Source organism: Roseburia lenta, from assembly GCF_014287435.1.
In the GTDB taxonomy this organism is placed as follows: Bacteria; Bacillota; Clostridia; order Lachnospirales; family Lachnospiraceae; genus Pararoseburia; species Pararoseburia lenta.
In genome coordinates, this window is sequence record NZ_JACOPG010000002.1 from 697,482 (window position 1) to 722,274 (window position 24,793).

Genomic DNA, 24,793 nt, shown 5'->3' on the forward strand with positions numbered 1-24,793 from the left:
CAGGAAGAAAGAAGGAATTGTAATGTATCGTTACAAACGTGTTTTTCTCATTGTTATGGATTCACTTGGCATTGGCGCCATGCCGGATTCCGACAAATTCGGTGATTTTGGTGTGGATACTTTAGGACACATTGCAGAGAAGATGGATTCCTTTACCATACCCAATCTCCGGCGGCTTGGCATGGCAAATCTAAAAGCGATGGATAAAGTAGATCCGGTAGAAAGCCCTCTTGCCTACTATGCGCCCCTGCGTGAAAAAAGCAATGGCAAGGACACCATGACCGGACATTGGGAAATGATGGGGATTGAGACGACAAAACCTTTCATTACCTTTACAGAACATGGTTTTCCGCCGGAACTCATCAAGGAGTTGGAGGAGCGTACCGGTCGCCATATCATTGGTAACAAGGCGGCAAGTGGTACGGAAATTCTGGACGAACTGGGTGAGGAAGAGATCGAAAAAGGCCACCTGATCGTATACACATCTGCGGATTCCGTATTGCAGATCTGTGGCAATGAGGAGACCATGGGACTGGAAAATCTCTACCACTACTGCGAGATTGCAAGAGAACTTACCATGAAAGACGAGTGGCGGGTTGGACGTGTGATCGCAAGACCTTATGTTGGAAAGAAAAAGGGTCAATTTGTCCGTACCAGCAACCGGCATGATTATGCCTTGGAACCTACAGGAAAGACCGTTTTGAACAGTCTAAAAGACGCGGGATTTGATGTGATCTCCGTTGGCAAGATCAATGATATTTTTGTCGGTCAGGGTATTACGGAAAGTAACCGGTCCAAGAGCAGTGTGCATGGTATGGAGCAGACCATCGAGATCGCAAAGCGTGATTTTTGCGGGCTATGCTTTGTCAATCTGGTGGATTTTGATGCTCTTTGGGGGCACAGGCGCAATCCGATTGGTTATGGGCAGGAGATCGAGCGGTTTGATGTCAAGTTGGGTCAACTGCTCCCGGTACTCCGGGAGGACGATCTTTTGATCATCACGGCAGACCACGGAAATGATCCGACCTATACCGGGACGGATCATACCAGAGAAAAGGTGCCGTTTCTTGCGTATTCCAAGAAACACAAAGGCAGCGGACCTTTACCGGAAGAAGATACCTTTGCGGTGATCGGCGCGACGATCGCAGACAATTTTTCCCTTGCAATGCCAGAGCATACGATCGGGCACTCAATTCTTGACAGTCTGCGATAATACGTTGAAAAGCGCGCCATAATAATGTTATAATGACAGAATATATCAGTATGACTTTGACAAATTTATCTAAAGGAGGAAAAACAAATGGATTTTTTCAGTAAATTAGGTGATTCTATCGTAAGTGCAACACAGGAAGTCGGCGAAAAGGCAAAGGGCATGACGGATGTTGCAAAGTTACAGTATGAGATGCGTTCAAAGGAAGATTTTTTGAACAAGCAGTATCAGGAGATCGGTAAGATCTTCTATCAGGAGAATAAAGATGCCGCACCAGAGGCATATACCTCACTTTTTGAGGAAGTAGTAGCAGCACAGAAGCGGATCGAGGAGATCAAGGAGCAGATCGCATACACCAAGGGCGGTAAGGCATGCCCGAAGTGTGGCGCTGTTGTAAGTGGTAGCGCTGCTTTCTGTAGCAAGTGTGGTGCAAAGATGGACGAGGACATTTTCGAGGATGAAGATGAGGTCGTAACCGAAGAAAAGACAGACGAAGTCGCTGAGGAGACCGTAGAGACTGTTTCCGGCGAAGTCGTTGAAGAAGATGAAGAGTAGGAGTTAGAAGTTAAAATGTCAAACAAAGGAAAGTATTACATTACTACCGCCATTGCATATACCTCAGGCAAGCCGCATATCGGCAATACCTATGAGATCATCCTGGCGGACAGTATTGCTCGTTTTAAAAGACAGGAAGGATATGATGTATTTTTCCAGACAGGATCAGATGAACACGGACAGAAGATCGAGTTAAAGGCAAAGGAAGCCGGTATCACACCAAAGGAATTTGTAGACAATGTATCTACAGAGATCAAGCGTATCTGGGATCTGATGAATACTTCTTATGACAAGTTCATCCGTACTACGGATGAGGATCACGAGAAGCAGGTAAAGAAGATCTTCAAAAAGTTATACGATCAGGGCGATATTTACAAGGGTGCCTATGAAGGCTTGTATTGTACCCCATGTGAGTCTTTCTGGACAGAATCGCAGTTGGATGAGAATGGCTGCTGTCCGGACTGTGGCAGACCGGTACAGCCGGCAAAGGAAGAAGCCTATTTCTTCAAGATGAGCAAGTATGCCGATCGTCTGATCGAGCATATCAATACACATCCGGAGTTTATTCAGCCGGTATCCCGCAAGAATGAGATGATGAACAACTTCCTCTTGCCGGGACTGCAGGATCTTTGCGTATCCCGTACATCCTTTAGTTGGGGTATTCCGGTAGATTTTGATCCAAAGCATGTTACCTATGTATGGTTAGATGCCCTTACCAACTATATCACCGGTATCGGTTATGACTGCGACGGCAATTCTTCTGACCTTTTCAAAAAGAACTGGCCGGCAGACCTGCATCTGATCGGTAAAGATATCATCCGTTTCCATACCATTTATTGGCCGATCTTTTTGATGGCACTTGACCTGCCGCTTCCAAAGCAGGTATTTGGTCATCCGTGGCTGATCCAGAGCGATGGCAAGATGAGCAAGTCCAAAGGAAATGTGCTTTATGCCGATGAACTTGTAGATTTCTTTGGCGTGGATGCCGTACGTTACTTTGTCCTGCATGAGATGCCATATGACAATGACGGTATTATCTCATGGGAACTTCTGGTTGAGCGTATGAACTCTGACCTTGCAAATACACTTGGAAACCTGGTAAACCGTACCATTTCCATGAGCAATAAATATTTTGACGGTCTTGTTTGTGACAAAGGTGTAAATGAGCCGGTAGATGATGATCTCAAGGCAGTTGTTACTTCTACCGTTTCCCGCGTGGAAGCCAAGATGGAAGATCTTCGTGTGGCAGATGCCATCACAGAAGTTTTCGCACTCTTCAAGCGCTGCAACAAGTATATTGATGAGACAATGCCATGGGCACTTGCCAAGGATGAGACCAAGCAGGATCGTCTGGCAACCGTTCTTTACAATTTGGTAGAGAGTATTTCCATCGGTGCTACCCTGCTTAAGAGTTTCATGCCGGAGACAACCGACCGTATCCTGACACAGTTAAATGCAAAAGAAGTCCCATACGAGGAACTTTCCACCTTTGGTCACTATGTCAGCGGAACCAAGGTGACAGATGCACCGGAGATCCTTTTTGCAAGATTGGATCTGGGCGAGGTCATGACAAAGGTTGCTGAACTCCATCCGCCGGTTGCAGCACCGCAGGAGGAGCCGGAAGAAGATGCAGATGTGATTGATATTGAGCCAAAGGATGAGATCGGTTTTGACGATTTTACCAAGATGCAGTTTCAGGTAGGCGAGATCATCAAGTGTGAGGAAGTGCCAAAGTCTAAGAAGTTGCTTTGCTCACAGGTTCGCATTGGCAGTCAGACCAAGCAGATCGTGTCCGGCATCAAGAAATACTACAGTGCCGAGGAGATGGTCGGAAAGAAGGTCATGGTTCTCGTGAACTTAAAGCCAGCCAAGTTGGCAGGTGTACTTTCCGAGGGAATGTTGCTTTGTGCAGAGGACGCAGAGGGCAATCTGTCACTCATGACACCGGAAAAAGACATGCCGGCAGGCGCAGAGATCTGTTAATCAAACACTATAATCATAACTTCAGGGTCAGGTCGGATTGGTCTGACCCTGCAAGTGTCTATAAGATTACTTTAAATGAAGAGAGAAAAAGATGATATTTGAAAGTCATGCACATTATGATGACAGACAATTTGATGTGGATCGGGAGGATTTATTGAGAGTTCTCCCATCCAAAAATGTAGGTATCGTTGTCAATGTGGGAGCAGATATGAAATCTTCTGCATCCAGCGTCGCATTGGCACAGTCTTATGATTATATTTACGCAGCCGTTGGCGTGCACCCGGACGAGGTGGAGTCTATGGATGCGGCTTGTATTGACCGCCTCCGGCAGATGGCGCAGGATCCAAGGGTTCTTGCCATCGGAGAGATCGGGCTTGATTATTTCCGCAAGGAGGGACATGCCTGCAAAGATACACAAAAATACTGGTTCCGTCAGCAGTTGGATCTGGCAGTAGAGTTAGAAAAACCTTTTATCATACATTCCAGAGATGCGGCGGAAGATACCATGGAGATTTTGCAGGAATTCGGAAAAGCCCACCCGGATATCAAGCACCCGGGTGTCATTCATTGTTATTCCTATTCGCCGGAAATGGCAAAGCAATACATTGCCATGGGCTACTATATCGGGATCGGCGGTGTAGTTACCTTTAAAAATGCCAAAAAATTGGTTGAGACGGCAAAGGAGATTCCGCTTGAGCGTATTCTGGTGGAAACAGACAGTCCTTATCTTTGCCCGGAGCCAAACCGTGGCAAGCGCAATGATTCATCGCAGATTCGCTATGTGATCGATAAGATTGCAGACATCCGCGGCATTTTGCCGGAAGAAGTAGAAAAGCAGACAGAGATCAATGCAAGAAACATGTATGGTCTATTACAATAGAAATTAGGAGTTACTATGGCATATTTAGGAAATCCAGCCTATACGATGGCGGTCTTAGAAAAACACGGCTTCCATTTTCAAAAAAAATATGGGCAGAACTTTTTGATCGATACGCATATTCTGGAAAAGATCATCGATGCGGCCGAGATCACAAAGGATGATTTTGTCTTAGAGATCGGACCGGGTATCGGTACTATGACCCAGTATCTGTGCGAAGCCGCCAGAGAGGTCGTAGCAGTCGAGATCGATACCAATCTTTTGCCGGTCTTGGACGATACCTTAAAGGAATACGACAATGTGACGGTTTTAAATGAGGACATCCTCAAAGTGGATATTGCATCCCTTGCCGGAGAAAAAAATAGCGGAAAGCCGATCAAGGTCGTGGCAAATCTGCCATATTACATTACGACGCCGATCATTATGGGCTTGTTTGAGAGCCATGTGCCGCTGGCATCCATTACCATTATGGTACAAAAGGAAGTTGCCGATCGCATGCAGGTAGGACCTGGCACCAAGGATTACGGTGCGCTTTCTTTGGCAGTACAGTATTTTGCAAAGCCGGAGGTCGTCTGTGTCGTGCCACCGACCTGTTTTGTACCACAGCCAAAGGTCGCAAGTTCTGTGATCCGCCTGACCTGTCACGAAAAGCCGCCGGTTGAGATCACGGATGAAGGATTTTTGTTTCGTGTGATCCGCGCATCTTTCAACCAGAGACGAAAGACGCTGGCAAACGGACTCAACAATGCACCGACCATTCCGGTCGCCAAGGAAGACATTATCGCGACCATCGAGGAACTGGGCTATCCGGCTTCTGTGCGTGGTGAAACCCTTTCCCTGGAAGAATTTGCGCGTCTGAGCGAAGCCTTAAAAAAGAAAGTACATTGATCGTATAAAATCTTTCATTTCAGCCATCCTATGAGTAGGAGGTAGTGGAATGAAGAGACAGAGTGAATATATAAAAAATCATCGTTTATCCTATCAGATAGCGGGAATTATGCTGATTATTGCCACGGTTGGATTCACGCTGATGTATTTTTATCAGAAGAATGTCATGCAGCGGCAGGAGGCAAAGCAGGAAAGTCTTGCAGAGGAAGAAAGCCAGTCGGTATCCGGCACGGTAGAGCCAAAGACCTCGACTGTAGATATGGAAGCCCTGCAAAAGGAGCGTTACGAGGCAAGCCTTGCAGAGAGGGACTCCCAGCAGACAGCCGAGCAGAGCGTGATCGAGCAGGTGGCAGAGACATCCGCGATCACCTTACATTTCCCGGACGAATTGACCTGGCCGGTCGATGGCAAGGTGCTGATCGACTACAGCATGGAGCAGACGGTGTATTTTAAGACATTACAGCAATACCAGTGCAACCCGGCACTGATCATCGGAGCAGAGGTCAATGACGAAGTCGTTAGCGCCTGTGCGGGAAAGATAACATCCATTTTAAATGATGCAAAAACGGGAACGACAGTAACAATGGACTTGGGAGATGGTTACGAGGCTGTCTATGGTCAGTTGAAGGAGATTCCGGTTGCAACAGGCGAGTATGTTGCAGCAGGCCAGTGCATAGGATATATCAGCCAGCCATCAAAATATTATTCAGCAGAAGGAGCAAACCTGTATTTTGAGTTGCGAAAGGATGGAAACCCAGTAAATCCGCAGGATTTTTTGCAACAATAAGAAAAATTCGGTAATAGATTTTTCAAAATGACAGGTTTATAATGGGCGTATGAATATCAGTCTTTATATGCAAGAGGTTCAAAATTGGATAAAAGAAATTCAGTCTGACCGGGGCAGAGACTCTAAGCGTCTTATGGAGAACTGCGATAAGATTGAAGAATACGGACGTAAGATACACGACGATGCATTGATAGGTTTTGCCTGCTTTTCCAGGGGCGAGACCTATTATTTAATGAATGACACCAGAAACTTTTATGTTCAGATGATCGCGTGTATTCCTTCCATGGAAAAGATCGGGGAGTGGGGATATGTCGTGATGGCAAACAATATGCTGGGCATCATGTCCCTAAATCGCGGCAACGCGCCTTATGCCATGGATTATTACTTGAAAGCACTTTCCTATTGTGAAAAATACGGACTGCCGAATCTGGAATGGATCGTACATATGAATATCGGTTCCCTGTATCTGAACATCCATGAGTATCAAAAGGCACTTGACCACCTGGAGAGCGGCTATCACTATATTATCGTGAATCCGACCATGCCCGGTTACATAGAGCATTTGACGGCGGCATATCTCAACATTGCCAAGGCATATCTTTTCATGGGCAAGGAGGAATCCGGTCAGGAAATGTTTGCGACGGCAGCGCGTTACAATGACAAGATTGAAAAAGAGTGCAAGCCATATCTGCAAAACGTCGATGGGCTTGTTGTGTCATGTTTTCAGGCGCGTTTTTATTATGAAAGAGGACAGGAAGATGCCTTATTGCGTGAGATAAGGCGTATCGGTGACTATCTGAAAGAAGAAGTGCCGATCATGGATGTTTACGACGATCTCTATGAGTATATGCGTATGCTTTTGGATGGCAAGCGTTATGAGGACTTTAAGGATTGCTATTTTATCGTCGAGGAACTGACCAAGCAGACCAATATCCGCAATCTGGAGAAAAAATTGCTGACGCTGCTGGTTTGCTACTATAAAGCCATAGAGGATCAGGACAATTTCCAGAAGGCGGCCGTGACCTATTATGAGTTGTCTGAGGAGATGGAAAAAGAAAACAGCGTTATGGTGGCGAGCATGATCAACATGCGTAATTCCCTCAACAATCTGGCGCAGATCAACTGGGAAGTGGAGCAGGAAAATATTGCCCTCCACCGCAAGTCAGAGACAGATCCTCTGACAGGACTCTACAACCGCTACAAACTAAACGAATACGGAGAAGATGCTTTTATCCGTGCACGCGAACAGCAGACACCACTTGGCATTGAGATCTTAGATATTGATTATTTCAAAGAATATAATGATAATTACGGACATCAGGCAGGAGATGAGGCTCTTAAGATGGTATCCCGCATGATCATGCAGATGCAGCATCAGGGGGAAGTTTTCTGTTCCCGCTATGGAGGGGATGAGTTTGTCCTCATATACTCCGGGATGTCAGAAGAAGAGACCTATCGGTGGGCAGAACATCTGAAACAGATGATCCTGCGTCAGGCGGTAGAGCATAAATACTCCAAGGCGGCAGAGGTTCTGACCATTTCACAGGGCATCTGCTGGGGTGTTCCCGTAGAGGAAAACAAGGTCTGGGACTATCTGCATGCAGCAGATGAACTTCTCTATCAGGTAAAGAAGGTTTCCAGAAACAGCATCCGACTGGGGCATTTGGGAGATGTAGAGAGGTTTGCCAATCATGACTGATAAAAAGCATTTTACCTACATACTCCGGTGTAGCGACGATTCACTCTACACAGGTTATACGACCAATCTGGCCAAACGCCTGCAAACGCATAATGCGGGCAAGGGTGCCAAATATACAAAAGCGCGTCTTCCGGTGGAAATGGTCTACCATGAGGAATATGCCACAAAGGAAGAGGCAATGCGCCGGGAAGCGGCGATCAAAAAATTAACGCGAAAGCAGAAAATAGAATTGATCAAGAATCAGACAAATACGAAAGGGATAAAGGCATGAAGACGATCAAACAAATCTTTTTTACAGATGTGAAAAATCTGGCAAAAAATCTGTTTGCCCTGATTATCGCCATTGGTGTATGTTTTTTACCAGCACTTTATGCATGGTTCAATATCTATTCCAACTGGGATCCATACGGCAATACCGGTAATCTACAGTTAGCGGCTGTCAATTTGGATCAGGGTTATACGGATGATGACGGAGAGTTCAAAAATACCGGTGAAGACATCATGGATGAATTGGCAGACAACGATAAGGTCGACTGGCAGTTCGTGGATTCTGCGGATGAAGCCATTGAGGGTGTGGAATCCGGTAAATACTATGCAGCACTCGTTGTGCAAAAAGATTTTACATACAATATGTATAATATGTTCGTAAACACAACAGAGGAACCTACCCTGATCTTTTACCAGAATCAGAAAAAGAATCCGGTAGCCAATAAGATCTCGGATACCATCGTTACGACCGTACAGAGCAACATCAACGAAGAGTTTGTAAAGGTCATGACCAAGACCATCTTTGAAGATGTCAATGATATGTATGACGACATCGAGGAAGAAGGCGGTGTGGATGCCTTTATTGAGAAGTTAGAGAAGTTGAATGACAATCTGATCGATTATCAGGATACCATCGACAAGGTCATCAGTGGAAATGCGGTATTATCCTCTAATATTGCAAATGCCACAGATGATGTGAGTGATCTGGAGGGCAAGACCAAGTCTTCCGCAGGAAGTCTGTCTGAGGCAAACGGTTCTATCCAGCAGAGCCAGAATACCTTAAATGCCTACAAAGATCAGATGAATCTGACGGTTGATACCATGATCACCATGTTGACAAACATGGAAAATCAGTTAAAGCAGGCGCAGATCAGCGGTGATATTGATCAGATGGCAGATGCCTGTCAGCAGACCTTAAAGGATACCAACCAGTTAAATAAAGATATCAATGCCCTCAGCCAGTCCATTGCAGATGAAAACGGGAATACGGATGTGGTCAATACCCTGCAGCAGTTATCCGATGCCGTGGATGCCCTGCAAAAGATATTAGAACAGGCAGATCTGGACGGACAGTATGATGCGACCGCCCAGCAGATCAAGGATGCCGAGGCGACCATGATCTCAGATATTGACAAGGCGGTCTCCAATATCACATCGACCAGAAATACCATCAACAACCAGTTGGTACCACAGCTCAATACCTGCGTGGATAACTTAGAGGATGTGATCGGCAATGCAAGTACGGTCATGAACAATATGAGCGGCGTGCTCAACTCCATGGGAAATGTATTTTCTTCCTTGCAGACAACGATTTCTACTTCGGATAAGAGTCTGGAAAAGACCAAAGAAGCCTTATCCAAGATCAGCACCAGACTGACCAAGGCGATCGACAAGGCAAAGAGCGTTGAGGACGACGAGCGTGTGCAGGCACTGGTAGATACACTGACCGGTGATCCGGATATGTACGGTGAGTTCTTCTCCGAGCCGGTAGAGATCGAGTCCGTTGCGGTATATCCGATTGAAAATTATGGTTCTGCAGTTGCACCATTCTATACGGTTTTGTCTGTATGGGTAGGTTGTATCATCATGGTAGCCATTGTCAAAGTAAAAATATCAAAATCAAAATACCCGGATGCGACACCGACACAACTTTTCTTTGGAAGAGGCATGTTCTTTATCGCTATGGGGCAGGTACAGACCCTGATCACGGTCTTGGGTGATCTTTTCATCTTGAAGATTCAGTGTGTTCACCCGCTTTTGTTCTGGGTGGTCGGCGCACTGACCAGTCTGACCTTTACCCTTTTGATCTATGCACTGGTCTACTCCTTTGGCGATGTAGGTAAAGCCATTGCCGTTGTTATCTTAGTGCTGCAGATTGCCGGAAGTAGCGGAACTTATCCGATCGAACTTTTGCCGGAATTTTTCCAGAAGGTATATATCTTCTTCCCATTCCCATACGCGATCAACGCTATGCGTGAATGTATCTGTGGATTATACGAGGCGGATATTGTAGTTTATCTGCTCAAGTTACTGACCTTCTTAGGTGTAGGTCTTGTCATCGGACTTTTGATCCGTATCCCATTCGAGGGGCTCAACCATTACATGGAAAAGCGTCTGGAAGATACGGAAATGATGTAAGGAGGGTAGGACTGTGGCAGAAAAACGAGAATACAAAGAGATGTATGAGAAGTTCATCAATTATGAACAGGATCTTCATCTGGAAAATCAAAAGAGAATCCGTATTGGTCTTAAAGTCAACATCATATTACCACTCTTCTTTCTGATCATGAGTTTTGCCATTTCAGAAGGGAAATTAGTCTTTTTGGTCCTTTGGATCCTTTCCCTCTTTGGCATAGCCTTCTATCTGATCTATGTGGAGTACAGTGATTACAAGATGATGGAGCAGATGAAAGAGTTTGGCGTGGATGTTGATAAACTGCATGACGACACCAGTCTGATCGGTGAAGGTGTGCAGCAGGCAGAGAGCAACATTTCCGAGAAATTAGATTATGTTGATGACCGCATTGACGAAGGCAAGCAAAAGATAGAGGCTGAAAAACAGAGAATCGGTGCCGAGATCGAGGAGCGTAAGGAGCAGTTCAAAGAGGCAGTGATCCAGAAGATCAGCCCGGACAATAAAAATACAGATGAAAAGGAGGACGAATAAGATGAGAAACATTATTCGGATTTTTACCTCCGATGCAAAGAGACTGGCAACAAATGTTGTTGCAGTTGTTATGATCATTGGTCTGACGGTTATTCCGAGTTTATATGCCTGGTTTAACATCATGTCCAACTGGGATCCATACGGAGAGGCATCTACAGCCAATTTGAACGTTGTAGTTGCAAGTTGCGACCAAGGGACAGAGATTGAGGGCGTAGAGTTAAATATCGGTAATATGGTTGTCAGCAACCTCAAAGAGAATAAGACCATCGGCTGGGTTTTTGTAGATAGCGAGGAAGAAGCGGTAGATGGCGTACAGAGCGGTGATTATTATGCGGCTTTAGTCATTGACGAGTCATTTTCGGAAGATTTGATCAGTTTCCTTGGCGGAGACATCGAGAATCCAAAGATCACTTATTATGAAAATGAGAAAAAGAACGCGATCGCGCCAAAGATTACCGGTAAGGTAAAGACGACTGTTCAGGAGGAGATCAACAGTGCTTTTGTATCGACCATGGCACAGGCACTCTTAAGCATGAGCGAGTATGTCGTGACAGATAATAGCGGCAATGGCGGCAACTTTACCAATGCCGCCCGGGATAAATTGGATGATATGGATGCCGATCTGAATACCTATATCACGATCGTAGATTCCTATATTGCCATCATTGACTCCGCAAACAGTCTGATGGATGCGACTAATGCTGTGACAGACCAGTTGGATTCCATTATGGAGACCGGACGGAGCATGGCAAACAGTGCAGATGCAGCAGCGGATGCGGCAGACGGCAGCATTGATACCGTTTCGGATATGGTGACGGTCAACCTAGATGATGTCTTAAAGCAGATCGATAACATGGCAGATGCTGTGGATGATGTTTTTGACAAGGTAGATAACACAAGCAATGGTATGTCAGGCCAGATTGACTCCATCAAACTTGCAGTCGAAGCTTTGCAGACGAGTTTCAACAGTGCAATGGAAAATGTAAATATGAATTCGACCATTACACAGCAAAAAGATGCAGTCAATGCAGATTTTGACAAGATTGAGGCAGATCTGGATAATTTAAAAGCAGCATCTGACAAGACTTCTGCAGATTCCAATGCAATCTCACAGTCCCTGCATGCAGATTTTGATACCTGCAAAAAGAGCGTCGAAGCCTTAAGAACGACCTATAAAGATACGGTAGACCCACAGTTGAACTCTACCATGAATTCCATCCAGTCATCGATCAGCGAGATCCAGAAGATCCTGAACTACTCCAGCGATAGCATCAAGGATGTTTCATCTGCTTTGGACTCTTACCCGGATATGATGTCTTTTGGCAAGGATAAACTGGTAGCAACCAGGGATGATGCCATCGAGATGGAAGGCAAACTGCAGGATCTGATCGCCGATATGGATGATATTGAGTCAAACGACCAGTACAACATTTTGATGTCACTGATCGAGTCTGACCCGGATCTGATCGCAGACTTTATTTCCAGTCCGGTTAATCTGGATCAGGAGCCGATTTATGCGATGGCAAATAACGGATCTGCAACCGCACCATTCTATGTGATCTTATCTATCTGGTTTGGTGCCCTGATCCTGATCGCCATTATGCATACCGGACTTAAGACCAATCCGGGATGCAGGAACTTGCGGAATTGGCAGAAATTCTTCGGAAGATATATAGTGTTCTACCTGATGGGACAGTTGCAGACGATCATTACTGTTTTGGGATGTATCCTCTATGTAGGTATCCAGTGTGACCATCCGCTTATGTTCTGGTTTGCGGCATCCTTTACCAGTTTTACCTTTACCATCTTTATGTACTCTCTGGCATATGCCTTTGGCAATGTCGGCGAGGCAGCAGCAGTTGTGCTTATGGTTATCCAGGTTGCTGGAAGTGGTGGTACCTTCCCGGTAGAAGTATTGCCAAAGGTATTCCAGTATCTTTATAAATATATGCCATTCGCACATGGTATGAATGCTTTGCGTGAGGCAATCGCAGGTACGCATGGCAATGACTACTGGATGTATCTGACAGAAATGACAGCCTATATCGGAGTCGCTCTGCTCTTTGGACTGGTTATCAGTATTCCTTGCAAGAAATTGAATGAAAAGATCGAGGAAAGCAAAGAACGAACAGACCTCTTGGTATAATGACAATTGAAGACGGTTTTGGAAGGCGGTGTCTTGTGGCATCGTCTTCTTTTTACGTAATAAAACGTTCATCGAAAATTCAAATAGCATAAAACGCTTTACAAATAGCAGTTGCCATGTTAAATTGATAATAGTTACTGATTTGTTTAAGATAAAGAAAGGTTGAAATTATGAAAACTCTGAATTATAGCAGGCAGCGGGAAGCCATATATAATTATCTGCTTTCGACGAAGAAGCATCCCACTGCAGAGACCATATTTCAAGCAGTTCAGCAGGATTACCCAAAGATCAGCCTTGCGACGGTCTATCGAAATCTGACGGTCTTAGAGGAAACCGGACAGGTGCAGCGTATCCCTTGCAACGATGCCAAGGATCATTACGATGCCAACACAGCAGAGCATCCGCATTTTGTCTGTAACTACTGTCAGTCAGTCTTAGATCTGGAAATGGATAATCTGGAATTTCTGCATACCCTTGCAAATCAAGGGTTTGGCGGCACGATCGAACAGAGTCAGGTAGTTTTCTTTGGAAAATGCCCTGCCTGTTTGGATAAAGAAAAAAATAATAATAATTCCTAACTTTCTATTGACATTTCATTGGTGAGGTGTTATATTAAGATCACCGAAAGGGAACAGTAAGTAATTAAGAATCATTATAAGTAAAGAAAAGGAGAAAAGAATTATGGCAAAGTATGTATGTAGTGTATGTGGATATGTTTATGAAGGCGAGCAGCCACCAGAGGAGTGCCCGGTATGTCATGTTGGTGCTGACAAGTTTAAGGAAGTCAAAGAAGGCGAAGAACTGACACTTGCTGCTGAGCATGAATATGGCGTATATGCTAAGACGGTAAAGAATAACGACGCTATCAGCGAAGAGGACAAGAAGTACATCTTCGATCAGTTAAAGGCAAACTTCGAAGGAGAATGCTCAGAAGTTGGTATGTATCTTTGCATGGCTCGTATCGCTCATCGCGAGGGCTATCCGGAGATCGGACTTTACTGGGAAAAGGCAGCATACGAAGAAGCAGAGCATGCTGCAAAGTTCGCTGAGATGTTAGGCGAGGACCTTGAGCCAAACATGAAGGCTACGACCAAGGACAACCTGGCTTGGAGAGTAGATTGCGAATTTGGCGCTACCGCAGGAAAGGTTGATCTTGCAAAATGTGCAAAGAAGAACAATCTGGACGCTATCCACGATACCGTACATGAGATGGCTCGCGACGAGGCAAGACATGGTAAGGCATTAAAGGGTCTGCTTGACAGATATTTTGGCTAAGCCGGATTTATAGAAGTTAAAAAGATAGAGGAATGTGTATGAGATTTACACGTTCCTCTTTTTTATATGTTGTCGTCTTTTTTCGACAGGAATAACCACCTAAGGATAGGAATTTAGTGTATGCTGGCTTTTGAGAGTGAAAAGTGTTGGTCTTTCTGCAAAAGCAGGCGTATAATGAAGCGATAACATAGGTGAATTATACCTATAGGATAAATTGCGTTTAGACAGAGCAAAATACATAGAATACGGAGGACGGATAATGACCGTACAGGAATGTTATGAGATGATCGGAGCAGATTGGCAGGATGTGCTTCAGAGATTTGGAGGAAGTCAGGCGATCGTCAAGAAATTTGCCATCAAGTTTTTGGATGATCCGAGTTTTTCAGACATGAAAAAAGCAGTAGCGGAGAAAAATGTGGAAGATGCATTCCGGGCAGCACATACCTTAAAGGGGGTTTGCCTAAATTTGGGATTTTCGGATCTCTATCATACTTCTTATGACATTACAGAGATCTTTCGTGCCGGAACGTTTGAAGGTGCAGAAGAATTGATGGAGGCAATGGACGATCAGTATCAGACGATCCAGGATGCTGTGACCCGCTTAATGCAAGAGGACGCAGAATAATGGATTTTTGACCGTATGGGGAGAAAGAGCATGAAAAAGAGATTATTAAGCCTGGTGCTTTGTGTAGGGCTGGTCCTAGGGCTGGCAGGCTGTGGAAGCAGTCCGGCAGCGGCAGAGGACACCTTACCGCAGATCATCATAGGCAGTGACGATTATAAACCTTACAATTATGTGGATGAAGACGGAAATGCAGCAGGCATTGACGTGGAACTTGCCAAAGAAGCCTTTGGGCGCATGGGATATGAACCGGTCTTTCGCAATATTGTCTGGGAGAAAAAGGAGGAATATCTGGCGGATGGACAGATTGACTGTCTCTGGGGATCCTTTACCATGACTGAACGTGAGGATGAGTACACCTGGGCGGGCCCCTATCTAAAGAGCCGTCAGGTCGTGGTCGTACGTCAGGAAAGCGGCATCAAGACCTTGCAGGATCTTGCGGGCAAGCGCTTTGCCGTGCAGGTGTCCTCCAAGCCGGAGGAGATCCTGCTCAACCATGAGGATCCCAGAATACCACAGGTGGATGAGGTTTATTGTTTTTCTACATTAGATGAAGTGTATGCCTGTCTGCGCAAGGGCTATTGTGATGCCATTGCGGGACATGAGAGTGCATTGCGCCTTTTTATGGATTCTATGCCGGACGAGTTTTACATGCTGGATGAAAGTCTTTATGAGTCCGAACTTGGCGTTGCCTTTGAAAAGGGGACACACGAAGAACTGGCAGAGGAACTGACCCGGACCTTGCAGGAGATGCAAAAAGATGGAACCACAGGGGAGATACTGGAAAAATACGGCATGAGCGCAGACCGCGCTTGGAGTGACGCAGATGCAGAGTAGAGATATGAGAAAAAATAAAGAGATCAGTTTGGCATGCTTTCTCTTAATCTTAGGAATAGCCGTTAGTTTGATCAGTGGTATGATCATCATACAGAGTGATCGCGCCAGACTATATTATGTCATGGATGAAAGTTTTGACACGATCAAGTCCAGGATCGTGCGATGGAATAACTATGAGGTCGGAGACCGCACCAAGAGCGAGGTCCGTCTTTTGGACAAGGCAAAGGAGTTGAGCCGTTGCCTAAAGCGGGAGGAAGCCTCAGATGCTCTCTTAGAGCAGTATGCCTATGAGCAGCGTCTGGACGGTATTCTGGTAACGGATGCGGACAATGTGCCGACATACGGTTGGGGAGAGATTGATGAGTCTGTCTGGGATGAATTTTTGAATAACGATGTTTCGTATGATGCATCCCACTATCCGGAAAATTCTTATGCGACCCGTATGGATATCGGGGGTAGCCAGTACGATTTTGCCATTGTTTCCCGGCAGGATCAGGTGGGCTGTGTGGCAGTTTTATCGGAAAAAAGAGAGATCTTTGCCAAGGACGAGATCAGCATACAAACGCTTTTAGATGATTTTATCTTTGAATTAAAGGGCACGGCTGTCATTGCATCCGGGGATGAGATCATCAGTACCAACGATGAAGAACTCAAAGGCAAATGCCTACAGGACTGGCTAAAGATGAGTGCAGAAGATTTTGGGGAATTGAACCAGACCAGTAATCTGATCCGCCTGACGATAAATGGCAGACATCTGTGTGGCGAGGTGCGCCGGGTGGAAGGCTATGATATTTATATCTTTTTCCCGGAGGTCAAGGTCTATTCCACCTTTATCATGACGGAAAGTTTTGGGATCATCTTGTATGTGCTTGCCTGTATTCTTTTCTTATTCCTGCGTTACAAACAGGAAGAAAAGAACCGGGAAAAAAGTGCAGAGCAACTGCGTACCATCAGTTCTATCAGCCGGGTCTATAGTTTTGTTTTGCTCATAGATTTGGGGACGGACTCCTGGAAGGTCTTAAAATCCGCGGATAAGATGGAGAGTGCGCTCAGTCAGGGCAGTGACGTAAAATATATGCTGAAAAGATATGCAGAGCATGTTTTGACTGAAGCCTATCAGGAGGATTTTCTGCGCTTTTCGGATATGGCGGATATGGCGGCGCGTGTCGCAGGTAAGACCTATGTTTCCTGTGTCATGGAAGAAAAAAATGCCAAGTGGGAACAACTGTTTTTTGTGCCGCAAAAATATGATGAGGACGGAAAATTACAGGAAGTTATCTTTCTGTGCCGGGATGTGTCGACCGAGAAGAAAAAGGAGATCCACTATCAGAACAGTCTGCGCCGTTCTGTGGAACATGCAGAGCGTGCAAGCGTGGCAAAGACAGACTTCCTTCGACGGATGAGCCACGATATCCGGACACCAATCAATGGCATTAAGGGTATGATCGAGATCAGCCGATATTATGCAGGTGACGAGGAAAAGCAGGAGGAATGTCGTCAGAAGATCGTCAGCGCCTCCAGTTTCCTTTTGGATCTGGTCAATAATGTGCTGGATATGAATAAGTTGGAGTCCGGCCAGGTGCGTCTGGAGCAAAAGCCTTTTGACCTCTTGGAATTATTCCGGGAAACGGTATCACTGGTTGAGGTACAGGCGGTAGAGTGCCAGGTCGATTTTCAGGTGGACGTTTGCAAGGGGGTACACTGGAATGTTTTAGGCAGTCCACTGCACCTGCGCCAGATCTTGCAGAATATCATGAGCAATGCCATCAAGTACAACCGTGAGGGAGGGACTGTGCATGTCAGCGTAGAGGAAACCGGATCGACCAGAAAGATGGCGATCTTTGTCTTTACCTGTCAGGACACCGGACTTGGCATGTCGGAAGAATTTCAAAAGCGTGCCTTTGAGCCGTTTGCCCAGGAAAATGCATCTGCCAGAACTTCCTATGCCGGAACCGGTCTGGGACTGCCGATCGCCAAGGAGTTGACGGAAAAGATGGGTGGCAGCATCCACTTTACCAGCCAGCAGGGGCAGGGAACGACCTTTACCATAGAATTGCGTTTCAAACTTGCCGACCATGTGGAGGATAAGGAGGACAGCGAGGACCAGGACATCTGTCTGGATGGCATCCATGTTCTTTTGGTAGAAGATAATGATCTCAACATGGAGATTGCGCAGTTTATCCTTGAAAATGCGGGCGCGGCTGTGACCAAAGCATGGAACGGACAGGAGGCAGTAGACTGTTTCCTGCAATCCGAGGGCGGCACCTATGACATCATCCTGATGGATATTATGATGCCGGTCATGGACGGACTGGATGCGGCGCGCTGTATCCGTTCCCTGGATCGGTCGGATGCAAAGAGTGTGCCGATCTTTGCCATAACAGCCAATGCCTTTAGTGATGACAAGGAGCGCAGTTACAAGGCTGGCATGAACGAACACATATCCAAGCCTATCATTAAAAAAGATTTACTACGGATTATGAAAAAATACATACCAAAGTAGGACAGAAGTCTATTATATTGGTATATAGGTAGTTTCGCGGAAAGGCGGATAAATAATTATGACAAAACGATCTCAGCCCAGATCGTATCTTTAGCGGATGTCTATGTGGCACTGAGCGGGATATCCGCAGAGAAGCCGTGAGCATGCACAGAGAATCCGAAAAGAAATAAATAAAAGAAAAAAGAACGCCAAAGCCGACGCAGAGCCAGTTTTGGCGTTTCCTTAATTCAAGATTTATTTTTTAATGATGGGCTTATTCGATCAGACCGCTGTTTTTCAGCAGGATCTCCACATCGGTTCCCTTGACCTTCTTGAGCAGGACTTTCAGGGCTTCTTTTTCTGCAAAGGAAAGTTTTACATCTGTGATCGGTTTCTTGTCGATTGCATAGTAGCATGCACGCAGGAGTTCGCGCACGTCATATTTACTTCCCCATACTTCAGGAACACCGCGGTCAATATCAAGTAGTGTGTAAACAGATTCCATGCCGGTACGCATAGAGTATTCAATGGTAAAGATGGTATCTCTCGGTGTCTCGGTAAACTGACCTAAGAAAGCAAAGTTGACAGAGCCTTCCGGTACGACCTTTGGACGATCCTCATTCTTTCTTGGCTGGAAGAAAGCATTGATAAATGGCATAAAGCATGTGGTTGTGTTGCAGGCATTTTCTGCCAGATCCGGGATCTCCTTTGGATCCACGCCGATATGATAGAGCCATTCTTCGCAGACCTCCTTACCGGTACAGTCACGCATGGCTTTCTTTACAAAGTTTCCTTCCTTGTTGGTATTGAGGGCATAGAGCCAGACAAGGACCATATTCTTATCCTGAGCCTTGAACTGTGGCTGACGGTTGATGGTCCAGGACAGATACCAGTTTTCGGTACTATCCTTTACTGTGACGATACCACCGGTCGTTACCTTGCCGTCTCTCGGATCACGCTTGCAGATATCCTTGATCTTGCTGATGATCTTTTCATCGGAAGTGGCAACAGTCGCGCTCATCCAGTTGGTTGCTTCGTAGTCATCACAGAAGTTATCCGGGTTACCGAATTCACCGTGCTTTGCCTGTCTTGCAATATTTTTCCACAGATCCCATGACTCGCCGGCACCATTTTTTACCTTAGAAAGATCCGGTACATGGGTCTGGTCGCCGTAGCAGGAAGTATCGGTGCAGCAGCCGTTTGTGATGAATACAAGATCATCCTCTACCAGATCCAATGTCTGCTCCTCGCCGTCCTTGATATATACGATCTGGCGTGCGATCTTCTTGTCGCCGACCGTTTCAATGACAACATTCTTTACATCCATGCCGTACTCGATCTGTACTCCATGTGCTGTCAGATAGTTGACAAGCGGCATGATGAGGCTTTCGTACTGATTGTACTTGGTAAAACGAAGGGCACTAAAGTCCGGGAGCCCATCAATATGGTGCACATAACGGCAAAGGTAACGCTTCATCTCCAGGGCACTTGACCAGCGCTGGAAAGCAAACATAGTCTGCCAATAGAGCCAGAAGTTGGTATCCCAGAATGAATCCGGCAGCACTTCGGAGATCTTCTTGCCTTCCAATTCTTTTTCCGGTGTGATAAAGAGTTTGGAAAGTGCCTGTGCGCTTGCCTTATCCAGCCCGAATTTCTTGTCTGTGTGAGCGTCCTGACCGCGATTTACGGTAGCACGGCAGAGAGAATAGTTCGGGTCATGCTTGTTGAGCCAGTAATATTCGTCCAGAACAGAGATTTCCGGGTTTTCCATGGAAGGCACATCACGGAACATATCCCACATGACTTCAAAGTGGTTATCCATTTCACGTCCGCCTCTCATAAAGAAGCCCTTGGTAATATCTTTTCTTCCATCGCATGAACCGCCGGCGAGGGTCAGTTTTTCCAAAAGGTGGATATGCTCGCCCTTCATTTGACCATCACGCACCAGATAAAAAGCTGCGGTCAGACCGGCAAGTCCGGTTCCGATGATGTATGCGGATTTTTTGTCGACACCCTCCGGTTTCTCCGGATGTGCGAATGATTCATAAGTTCCTGCTGAGTAATACATAATGTTTACCTCCTTCATTTCTTTGTACCTGTAGTATAGGTTTGTCAAAGAAAAAGGAAAATAAACAAAAAAGACCCCATGATAATTTTTTTATCATGGGGGTATGATTGTAAATAATTTTATCAAATCCGGTCTTTTGATAAAATCAGTGGTCACATAGACGATGTAGGGCTGCCGACAGGTTTCCCTGGATGACAATGGCAAGACGCTCGACCAGTTTTTCCGGGTCTTCTTTCATGTCATCGGCGACCCAGTCCAACATGAGCCCGACCAGGACATAGGAGTAGATCTGTGCGATAAAATCCTTGTCTGTCTGCTTGACAAAGAGTCCTTCGGACTGCTCCTCGATCACATCGACTAAGAGTTTATCGGTCAGCGGCATGAGGTATTTTTCTACACGTTCCCGGCTGACGCAGTGGTAGACATTCATGATGAATGGCTTATTTTCCTGCACAGCGTAAAAGATCTGTAACAGCCCCTGCTCCCAGGTATCATAGGTCTTTTTGTTGTTCAAGGCTTTCTCGGCATCTTCCAGACAGGACCATTCCACCAGATCATAGATATCCTTGAAATGATAGTAAAAGGTCATGCGGTTGATACCGCAATCTGCCGTAATATCGTTGATCGTTATTTTATCCAGCGGCTTTTGTAAAAGAAGATTTTTCAGTGATGTCTCTAGGGCACGCTTGGTTACTTGTGACATGAGGTCTCCTTTCTGCACTTACATTTTCGGAACGATATAACCATAGAGATAATGATCGCGCCAGCGATTTTGCAAAAATACCTTATCTACCAGCAGACCTTCCTTGTGGAAGCCCAGTTTTTTCAAAAGGCAGATAGAGGGGGTGTTGTCCGGCAGTACAAGTGCCTCGTAGCGGCGGATGCCGATGTCTCCCGAAACAATACGGATGCCTGCCTTGATCGCTTCGTAGCAGTAGCCTTTTCGCCAGAAATGCTGATCCATCTTGTAGCCTAACTGGGCAGAAGAATAGATATTCGGCGAAATGTTGTGGAAACTGACCGTGCCGATGATACGGTCGGGATTATCTTTTTCAAAGATCCAGAAACGTAGCATATGTAACTTCAGGATCTCCTGATACTCGTAGGTCAAAAGGTTTTTCTGATGCTCCAGACTGTAAAAGTCATTTCCGATCAGGGGTTCAAACTGCTCAAAGATCGCAGCGTTGTCTTTGTAAAATTGTAATACCTTTTCGGCATCATCTGCGGAAAGGATACGCAGAATCAGGCGGTCGGTCGTCTGTTCAAGATTCACTCACTTAACCTCGGATTTCTACCTTATTCAGAAAGGCGGATAATATTTGGACAAATTCCTGCATGGTCTTATCGTCCGGTGCGTGAAATCCCGGGTGCAGGACATCCGGCGATTCCTTGTATGGCTGGAGATAGTAGGCTTTGGCGCCGGATAACCACATACCGATAGCGGTCATATCCTTTGTCTCATGGAGTTCCTGGCAAACAGTCGTGCGGAACTCGTAATCGACTTTTTTGGAAGCTTTTAAGATCTCCACCGATTCGGCGATCGCATCCAGATCAAACTCATCCGCGTGGACGATATCTGCATATTTTGTCCGGCATTGCTTGATATCCATGGCAACATAGTCCACAAAGCGGTCTTTGACCAGAGAGCGGAGCATGTCAGGGTTGGTCCCGTTGGTGTCCAGTTTTACCTTGTAGCCCAGGAGTTTGATCTGGCGGATAAAGTCCGGAAGATCCCGGTTCAAGGTCGGTTCTCCACCACTGATGACAACGCCGTCCAGGACATTTCTTCTTTTGCGCAGATGATCAAAAATATCATCTTTTGTGTATGGTTTGATGTCGTTCAGCCCGACGATCAGATCACCATTGTGGCAGTAAGGACAGCGGAAGTTACAGCCTCCGGTAAAGAGGGTTGTAGCAACACGCCCCGGATAGTCAACCAAGGTTGTTTTCTGCATTCCATATATTTTTACAGTCATAGTGTTACTCCATTTCTTATCGTGTTATAATGAAACCAATCAAAAACATTATAACAGTTTGGTGGAGGTTTTACCATATGGCACTGAAAGAGAAAATCGAAAAGAACAGACAGGAAAAACATGACGAGAAGTACATGAAGATGGCACTCAAGGAGGCAAAAAAGGCATACGATCTCAACGAAGTACCGATTGGCTGCGTGATCGTGCGCGATGATAAAGTCATCGGCAAGGGCTACAACAAGCGCAACACGGACAAGAATGTACTTTCCCATGCGGAATTGATCGCAATGAAGCAGGCATGTAAAAAGACAGGTGACTGGCGACTGGAGGACTGTACCATGTATGTGACCCTTGAGCCATGCCAGATGTGTGCAGGTGCTATGGTGCAGGCGAGATTGAAAAAAGCGGTTATCGGCAGCATGAATGCCAAGGCGGGCTGCGCCGGATCCGTCCTTAACATTTTACAGATGGATGCTTTCAATCATCAGGTCGAGGTTGAGCGCGGTGTCCTCGAAGATGAGTGTTCAGCCCTCTTAAGCGGATTTTTCGCAGATCTGCGTGAGCAGAAGAAGCAGTTTTAGGGAGGAAAATCCGCAAGATCATATGAAGGTTGATAGAATGATGGGTTTTGATTGACAAATGTGTCATAATCCCATACAATGCAAATGGCGGCCTCCACAAGTGGCGTTGATACTTGGGTCTTGCGCGACGGATGCCTACGAATCGTGTCAGGTCAGGAATGGAGCAGCACTAAGAAGGAGTTTCCGGGTGCCGCAAGGGTGCCTGGGTTGAGCAGGCTGTGGAGGTAACGCTATGAAAGACAATTTCAGGGAGATCAAGGTATCTCCCTTTTTTACATTATGAATTAAAGTCATCTGCGCGCAAAGGGCAGCCTGAGCGTAAAGATACGGGATTTTATAGGTGTTTGATAGGGAAAGTCTCTGTATCTTTGGATGCAGGGACTTTTTCATATTATAGGTAAAAGCACACTCTTCATAAAAGAAAGGAGCATACTGATGGATACCAGAGTAGCAATTCTTGCGATCGTGGTGGAGGAGCGTGACAAGGCAGAAGAACTCAACCACGTCCTGCATGCATATGGCAAATATATCATCGGGCGCATGGGGATCCCTTATGAAAAACGCGGGATCTCACTGATCAGCGTCGCCGTAGATGCACCCCAGGATGTGATCAGTGCCATGTCGGGAAAGATCGGCAATATTGAGGGGGTAACGGCAAAAGCCGTCTATTCCAAATTGCAGTAAGTGACGCTTGGATAATAGCGAAAGAAAAGAGAAAAAGGAGAGAAATGCCTATGGCACTGGCAATGCAGGATGTCAAAGCATTGATTGATAAATTAGATAAAGAAAATGCACTAAGTCTGGATGAATGGGAAGAACTTATCCGCGGACGATGCGATCAGGTGGCAGAATATGCAGCGGAAATTGCCCGTCAGAGGTCCAAAGAGATCTTTGGCAACAGGATCTATACGCGAGGATTGATCGAGATTTCCAATTACTGCAAGAATAATTGCTATTATTGTGGCATCCGCAGGGATAACCGGCAGGTTGAACGTTACCGCCTGAGCCGGGAGGATATCTTATCCTGCGCAGATATTGGGGAAGAACTGGGTTTTCGCACCTTTGTCCTGCAGGGGGGAGAAGATGCTTACTATACAGATCAGGTCATGTGTGATTTGATCCGGGAGATCAAGGAGCGTCACCCGAATTGCGCCATTACCCTGTCTCTTGGCGAAAGAAGTGAAGAAAGTTACCGCTTAATGAGAGAAGCAGGGGCAGATAGATACCTTTTAAGGCATGAAACAGCGGATAAAGACCATTACAAGAGCCTGCACCCGCAGGAAATGGACTTTGACCACCGTATCCAATGCCTTTATACCTTAAAAGACTTAGGTTATCAGGTGGGTTGCGGTTTTATGGTCGGTTCCCGGGGACAGACGCCACATACGCTGGCGAAGGATATGGTCTTTATCCAGAACTTACAGCCGGCAATGGTGGGGATCGGACCTTTTGTGCCTCACCACGAGACACCCCTGAAAGACCAGGCACAGGGGACTGTGGAGGAGACCCTGTATCTGATTTCACTGCTTCGGCTTTTACAGCCAAAGTTGCTGCTTCCGGCAACGACAGCGCTGGGGACGATCGATCCGCGCGGGCGTGAAAAGGGGATCTTGGCGGGAGCCAATGTCGTCATGCCAAATCTGTCGCCGATTAGCGTGCGCAAACAGTATGAGTTGTATGATAATAAGATCTGCACCGGAGATGAGGCGGCAGAGTGTCGTCATTGTCTGGGAAACCGTATGCAGTCTATAGGTTATGAACTGGTTGTAGACCGTGGCGATGCACCTGTTTAATAGGTGTTGAAATTATAAGAAAATTTAATTTTACAAACAACCGTCGATTTTACAAGGGATAAATGAGACGGACTATAAC

23 protein-coding genes and 1 other RNA gene are annotated in these 24,793 nt (G+C 46.0%); 20 read left to right on the forward strand and 4 right to left on the reverse strand.

From position 1 onward, the window contains the following. Positions 1-22 precede the first annotated feature (22 nt). The 16 genes from deoB to H8R94_RS07445 all read left to right on the forward strand — a co-directional run bounded on the left by deoB (position 23) and on the right by H8R94_RS07445 (position 18,317). A complete protein-coding gene (deoB, locus tag H8R94_RS07370; RefSeq protein WP_178010565.1) occupies positions 23-1,213 on the forward strand; it encodes a phosphopentomutase in 1,191 nt (396 codons plus the stop codon). Positions 1,214-1,300: 87 nt separating this feature from the next. After that, positions 1,301-1,765, forward strand: coding sequence for a zinc ribbon domain-containing protein (locus tag H8R94_RS07375; protein ID WP_118534914.1), 465 nt, complete (start codon positions 1,301-1,303; stop codon positions 1,763-1,765). 15 nt (positions 1,766-1,780) lie between these two features. Next, entirely contained in the window at positions 1,781-3,748 is a 1,968-nt protein-coding gene (gene metG, locus H8R94_RS07380; RefSeq protein ID WP_186854263.1) for a methionine--tRNA ligase, read from the forward strand. Positions 3,749-3,839: 91 nt separating this feature from the next. Beyond that, the gene (locus H8R94_RS07385; protein ID WP_186854264.1) at positions 3,840-4,628 is read left to right on the forward strand and encodes a TatD family hydrolase; all 789 of its coding nucleotides are present in this window, start codon (positions 3,840-3,842) and stop codon (positions 4,626-4,628) included. A gap of 15 nt (positions 4,629-4,643) precedes the next feature. Beyond that, positions 4,644-5,513, forward strand: a complete 870-nt coding sequence (gene rsmA / locus H8R94_RS07390; protein ID WP_118282381.1) for a 16S rRNA (adenine(1518)-N(6)/adenine(1519)-N(6))-dimethyltransferase RsmA — start codon at positions 4,644-4,646, stop codon at positions 5,511-5,513. Between the two features lie 49 nt (positions 5,514-5,562). Beyond that, positions 5,563-6,300, forward strand: a complete 738-nt coding sequence (locus tag H8R94_RS07395; protein WP_118282383.1) for a M23 family metallopeptidase — start codon at positions 5,563-5,565, stop codon at positions 6,298-6,300. Between the two features lie 67 nt (positions 6,301-6,367). Next, positions 6,368-7,999 carry a GGDEF domain-containing protein gene (locus H8R94_RS07400; RefSeq protein WP_186854265.1) on the forward strand — a complete coding sequence of 544 codons (1,632 nt, stop codon included), beginning with the start codon at positions 6,368-6,370 and terminating at the stop codon, positions 7,997-7,999. Continuing rightward, complete coding sequence (locus H8R94_RS07405) at positions 7,992-8,270, forward strand: GIY-YIG nuclease family protein (RefSeq protein WP_118534908.1); 279 nt, start codon at positions 7,992-7,994, stop codon at positions 8,268-8,270. The genes H8R94_RS07400 and H8R94_RS07405 overlap by 8 nt, the downstream gene beginning before the upstream one ends. After that, a complete protein-coding gene (locus H8R94_RS07410; RefSeq protein ID WP_186854266.1) occupies positions 8,267-10,405 on the forward strand; it encodes a YhgE/Pip domain-containing protein in 2,139 nt (712 codons plus the stop codon). Before H8R94_RS07405 ends, H8R94_RS07410 begins: the two co-directional genes overlap by 4 nt. A 13-nt stretch (positions 10,406-10,418) precedes the next feature. Beyond that, positions 10,419-10,934 carry a hypothetical protein gene (locus H8R94_RS07415; RefSeq protein ID WP_118282406.1) on the forward strand — a complete coding sequence of 172 codons (516 nt, stop codon included), beginning with the start codon at positions 10,419-10,421 and terminating at the stop codon, positions 10,932-10,934. Between the two features lies 1 nt (position 10,935). Beyond that, positions 10,936-13,080 (forward strand): YhgE/Pip domain-containing protein, encoded by a 2,145-nt coding sequence (locus tag H8R94_RS07420; RefSeq protein ID WP_186854267.1) that lies wholly within the window; start codon positions 10,936-10,938, stop codon positions 13,078-13,080. Between the two features lie 170 nt (positions 13,081-13,250). Next, positions 13,251-13,658, forward strand: coding sequence for a Fur family transcriptional regulator (locus H8R94_RS07425; protein ID WP_118282413.1), 408 nt, complete (start codon positions 13,251-13,253; stop codon positions 13,656-13,658). A 103-nt stretch (positions 13,659-13,761) separates the two neighbouring features. Then, positions 13,762-14,355 (forward strand): NADH peroxidase, encoded by a 594-nt coding sequence (locus H8R94_RS07430; protein ID WP_118282416.1) that lies wholly within the window; start codon positions 13,762-13,764, stop codon positions 14,353-14,355. Between the two features lie 259 nt (positions 14,356-14,614). Continuing rightward, entirely contained in the window at positions 14,615-14,980 is a 366-nt protein-coding gene (locus tag H8R94_RS07435) for an Hpt domain-containing protein (protein WP_118282419.1), read from the forward strand. A gap of 30 nt (positions 14,981-15,010) precedes the next feature. Next, positions 15,011-15,814, forward strand: a complete 804-nt coding sequence (locus H8R94_RS07440) for a substrate-binding periplasmic protein (RefSeq protein WP_243238472.1) — start codon at positions 15,011-15,013, stop codon at positions 15,812-15,814. 4 nt (positions 15,815-15,818) lie between these two features. Continuing rightward, on the forward strand, positions 15,819-18,317 hold the full coding sequence (locus H8R94_RS07445) for an ATP-binding response regulator (protein ID WP_186854269.1): 2,499 nt from the start codon (positions 15,819-15,821) through the stop codon (positions 18,315-18,317). Between the two features lie 253 nt (positions 18,318-18,570). Here the strand turns inward: H8R94_RS07445 and H8R94_RS07450 are convergent, their stop codons facing one another. The 4 genes from H8R94_RS07450 to H8R94_RS07465 all read right to left on the reverse strand — a co-directional run bounded on the left by H8R94_RS07450 (position 18,571) and on the right by H8R94_RS07465 (position 22,340). Continuing rightward, positions 18,571-20,364 carry an oleate hydratase gene (locus H8R94_RS07450; protein ID WP_186854270.1) on the reverse strand — a complete coding sequence of 598 codons (1,794 nt, stop codon included), beginning with the start codon at positions 20,362-20,364 and terminating at the stop codon, positions 18,571-18,573. 145 nt (positions 20,365-20,509) lie between these two features. Next, positions 20,510-21,067 (reverse strand): TetR/AcrR family transcriptional regulator, encoded by a 558-nt coding sequence (locus tag H8R94_RS07455; protein WP_186854271.1) that lies wholly within the window; start codon positions 21,065-21,067, stop codon positions 20,510-20,512. An 18-nt stretch (positions 21,068-21,085) separates the two neighbouring features. After that, the gene (locus H8R94_RS07460) at positions 21,086-21,637 is read right to left on the reverse strand and encodes a GNAT family N-acetyltransferase (RefSeq protein WP_178010536.1); all 552 of its coding nucleotides are present in this window, start codon (positions 21,635-21,637) and stop codon (positions 21,086-21,088) included. A gap of 4 nt (positions 21,638-21,641) precedes the next feature. Continuing rightward, positions 21,642-22,340: an anaerobic ribonucleoside-triphosphate reductase activating protein gene (locus tag H8R94_RS07465; protein WP_186854272.1), complete on the reverse strand. Its 699-nt coding sequence runs from the start codon at positions 22,338-22,340 to the stop codon at positions 21,642-21,644. A gap of 77 nt (positions 22,341-22,417) precedes the next feature. On the opposite strand from H8R94_RS07465, the gene tadA reads away from it, so the two are divergent. The 4 genes from tadA (at position 22,418) to hydE (ending at position 24,714) form a co-directional block, all read left to right on the forward strand. Beyond that, entirely contained in the window at positions 22,418-22,921 is a 504-nt protein-coding gene (gene tadA, locus H8R94_RS07470) for a tRNA adenosine(34) deaminase TadA (RefSeq protein WP_118282442.1), read from the forward strand. 92 nt (positions 22,922-23,013) lie between these two features. Then, positions 23,014-23,146, forward strand: an RNA gene (ffs, locus tag H8R94_RS07475) — signal recognition particle sRNA large type. A gap of 210 nt (positions 23,147-23,356) precedes the next feature. After that, positions 23,357-23,605: a TM1266 family iron-only hydrogenase system putative regulator gene (locus tag H8R94_RS07480; RefSeq protein ID WP_118282445.1), complete on the forward strand. Its 249-nt coding sequence runs from the start codon at positions 23,357-23,359 to the stop codon at positions 23,603-23,605. Between the two features lie 50 nt (positions 23,606-23,655). Further along, positions 23,656-24,714 carry a [FeFe] hydrogenase H-cluster radical SAM maturase HydE gene (gene hydE / locus H8R94_RS07485; protein WP_243238473.1) on the forward strand — a complete coding sequence of 353 codons (1,059 nt, stop codon included), beginning with the start codon at positions 23,656-23,658 and terminating at the stop codon, positions 24,712-24,714. Positions 24,715-24,793: the final 79 nt, after the last annotated feature.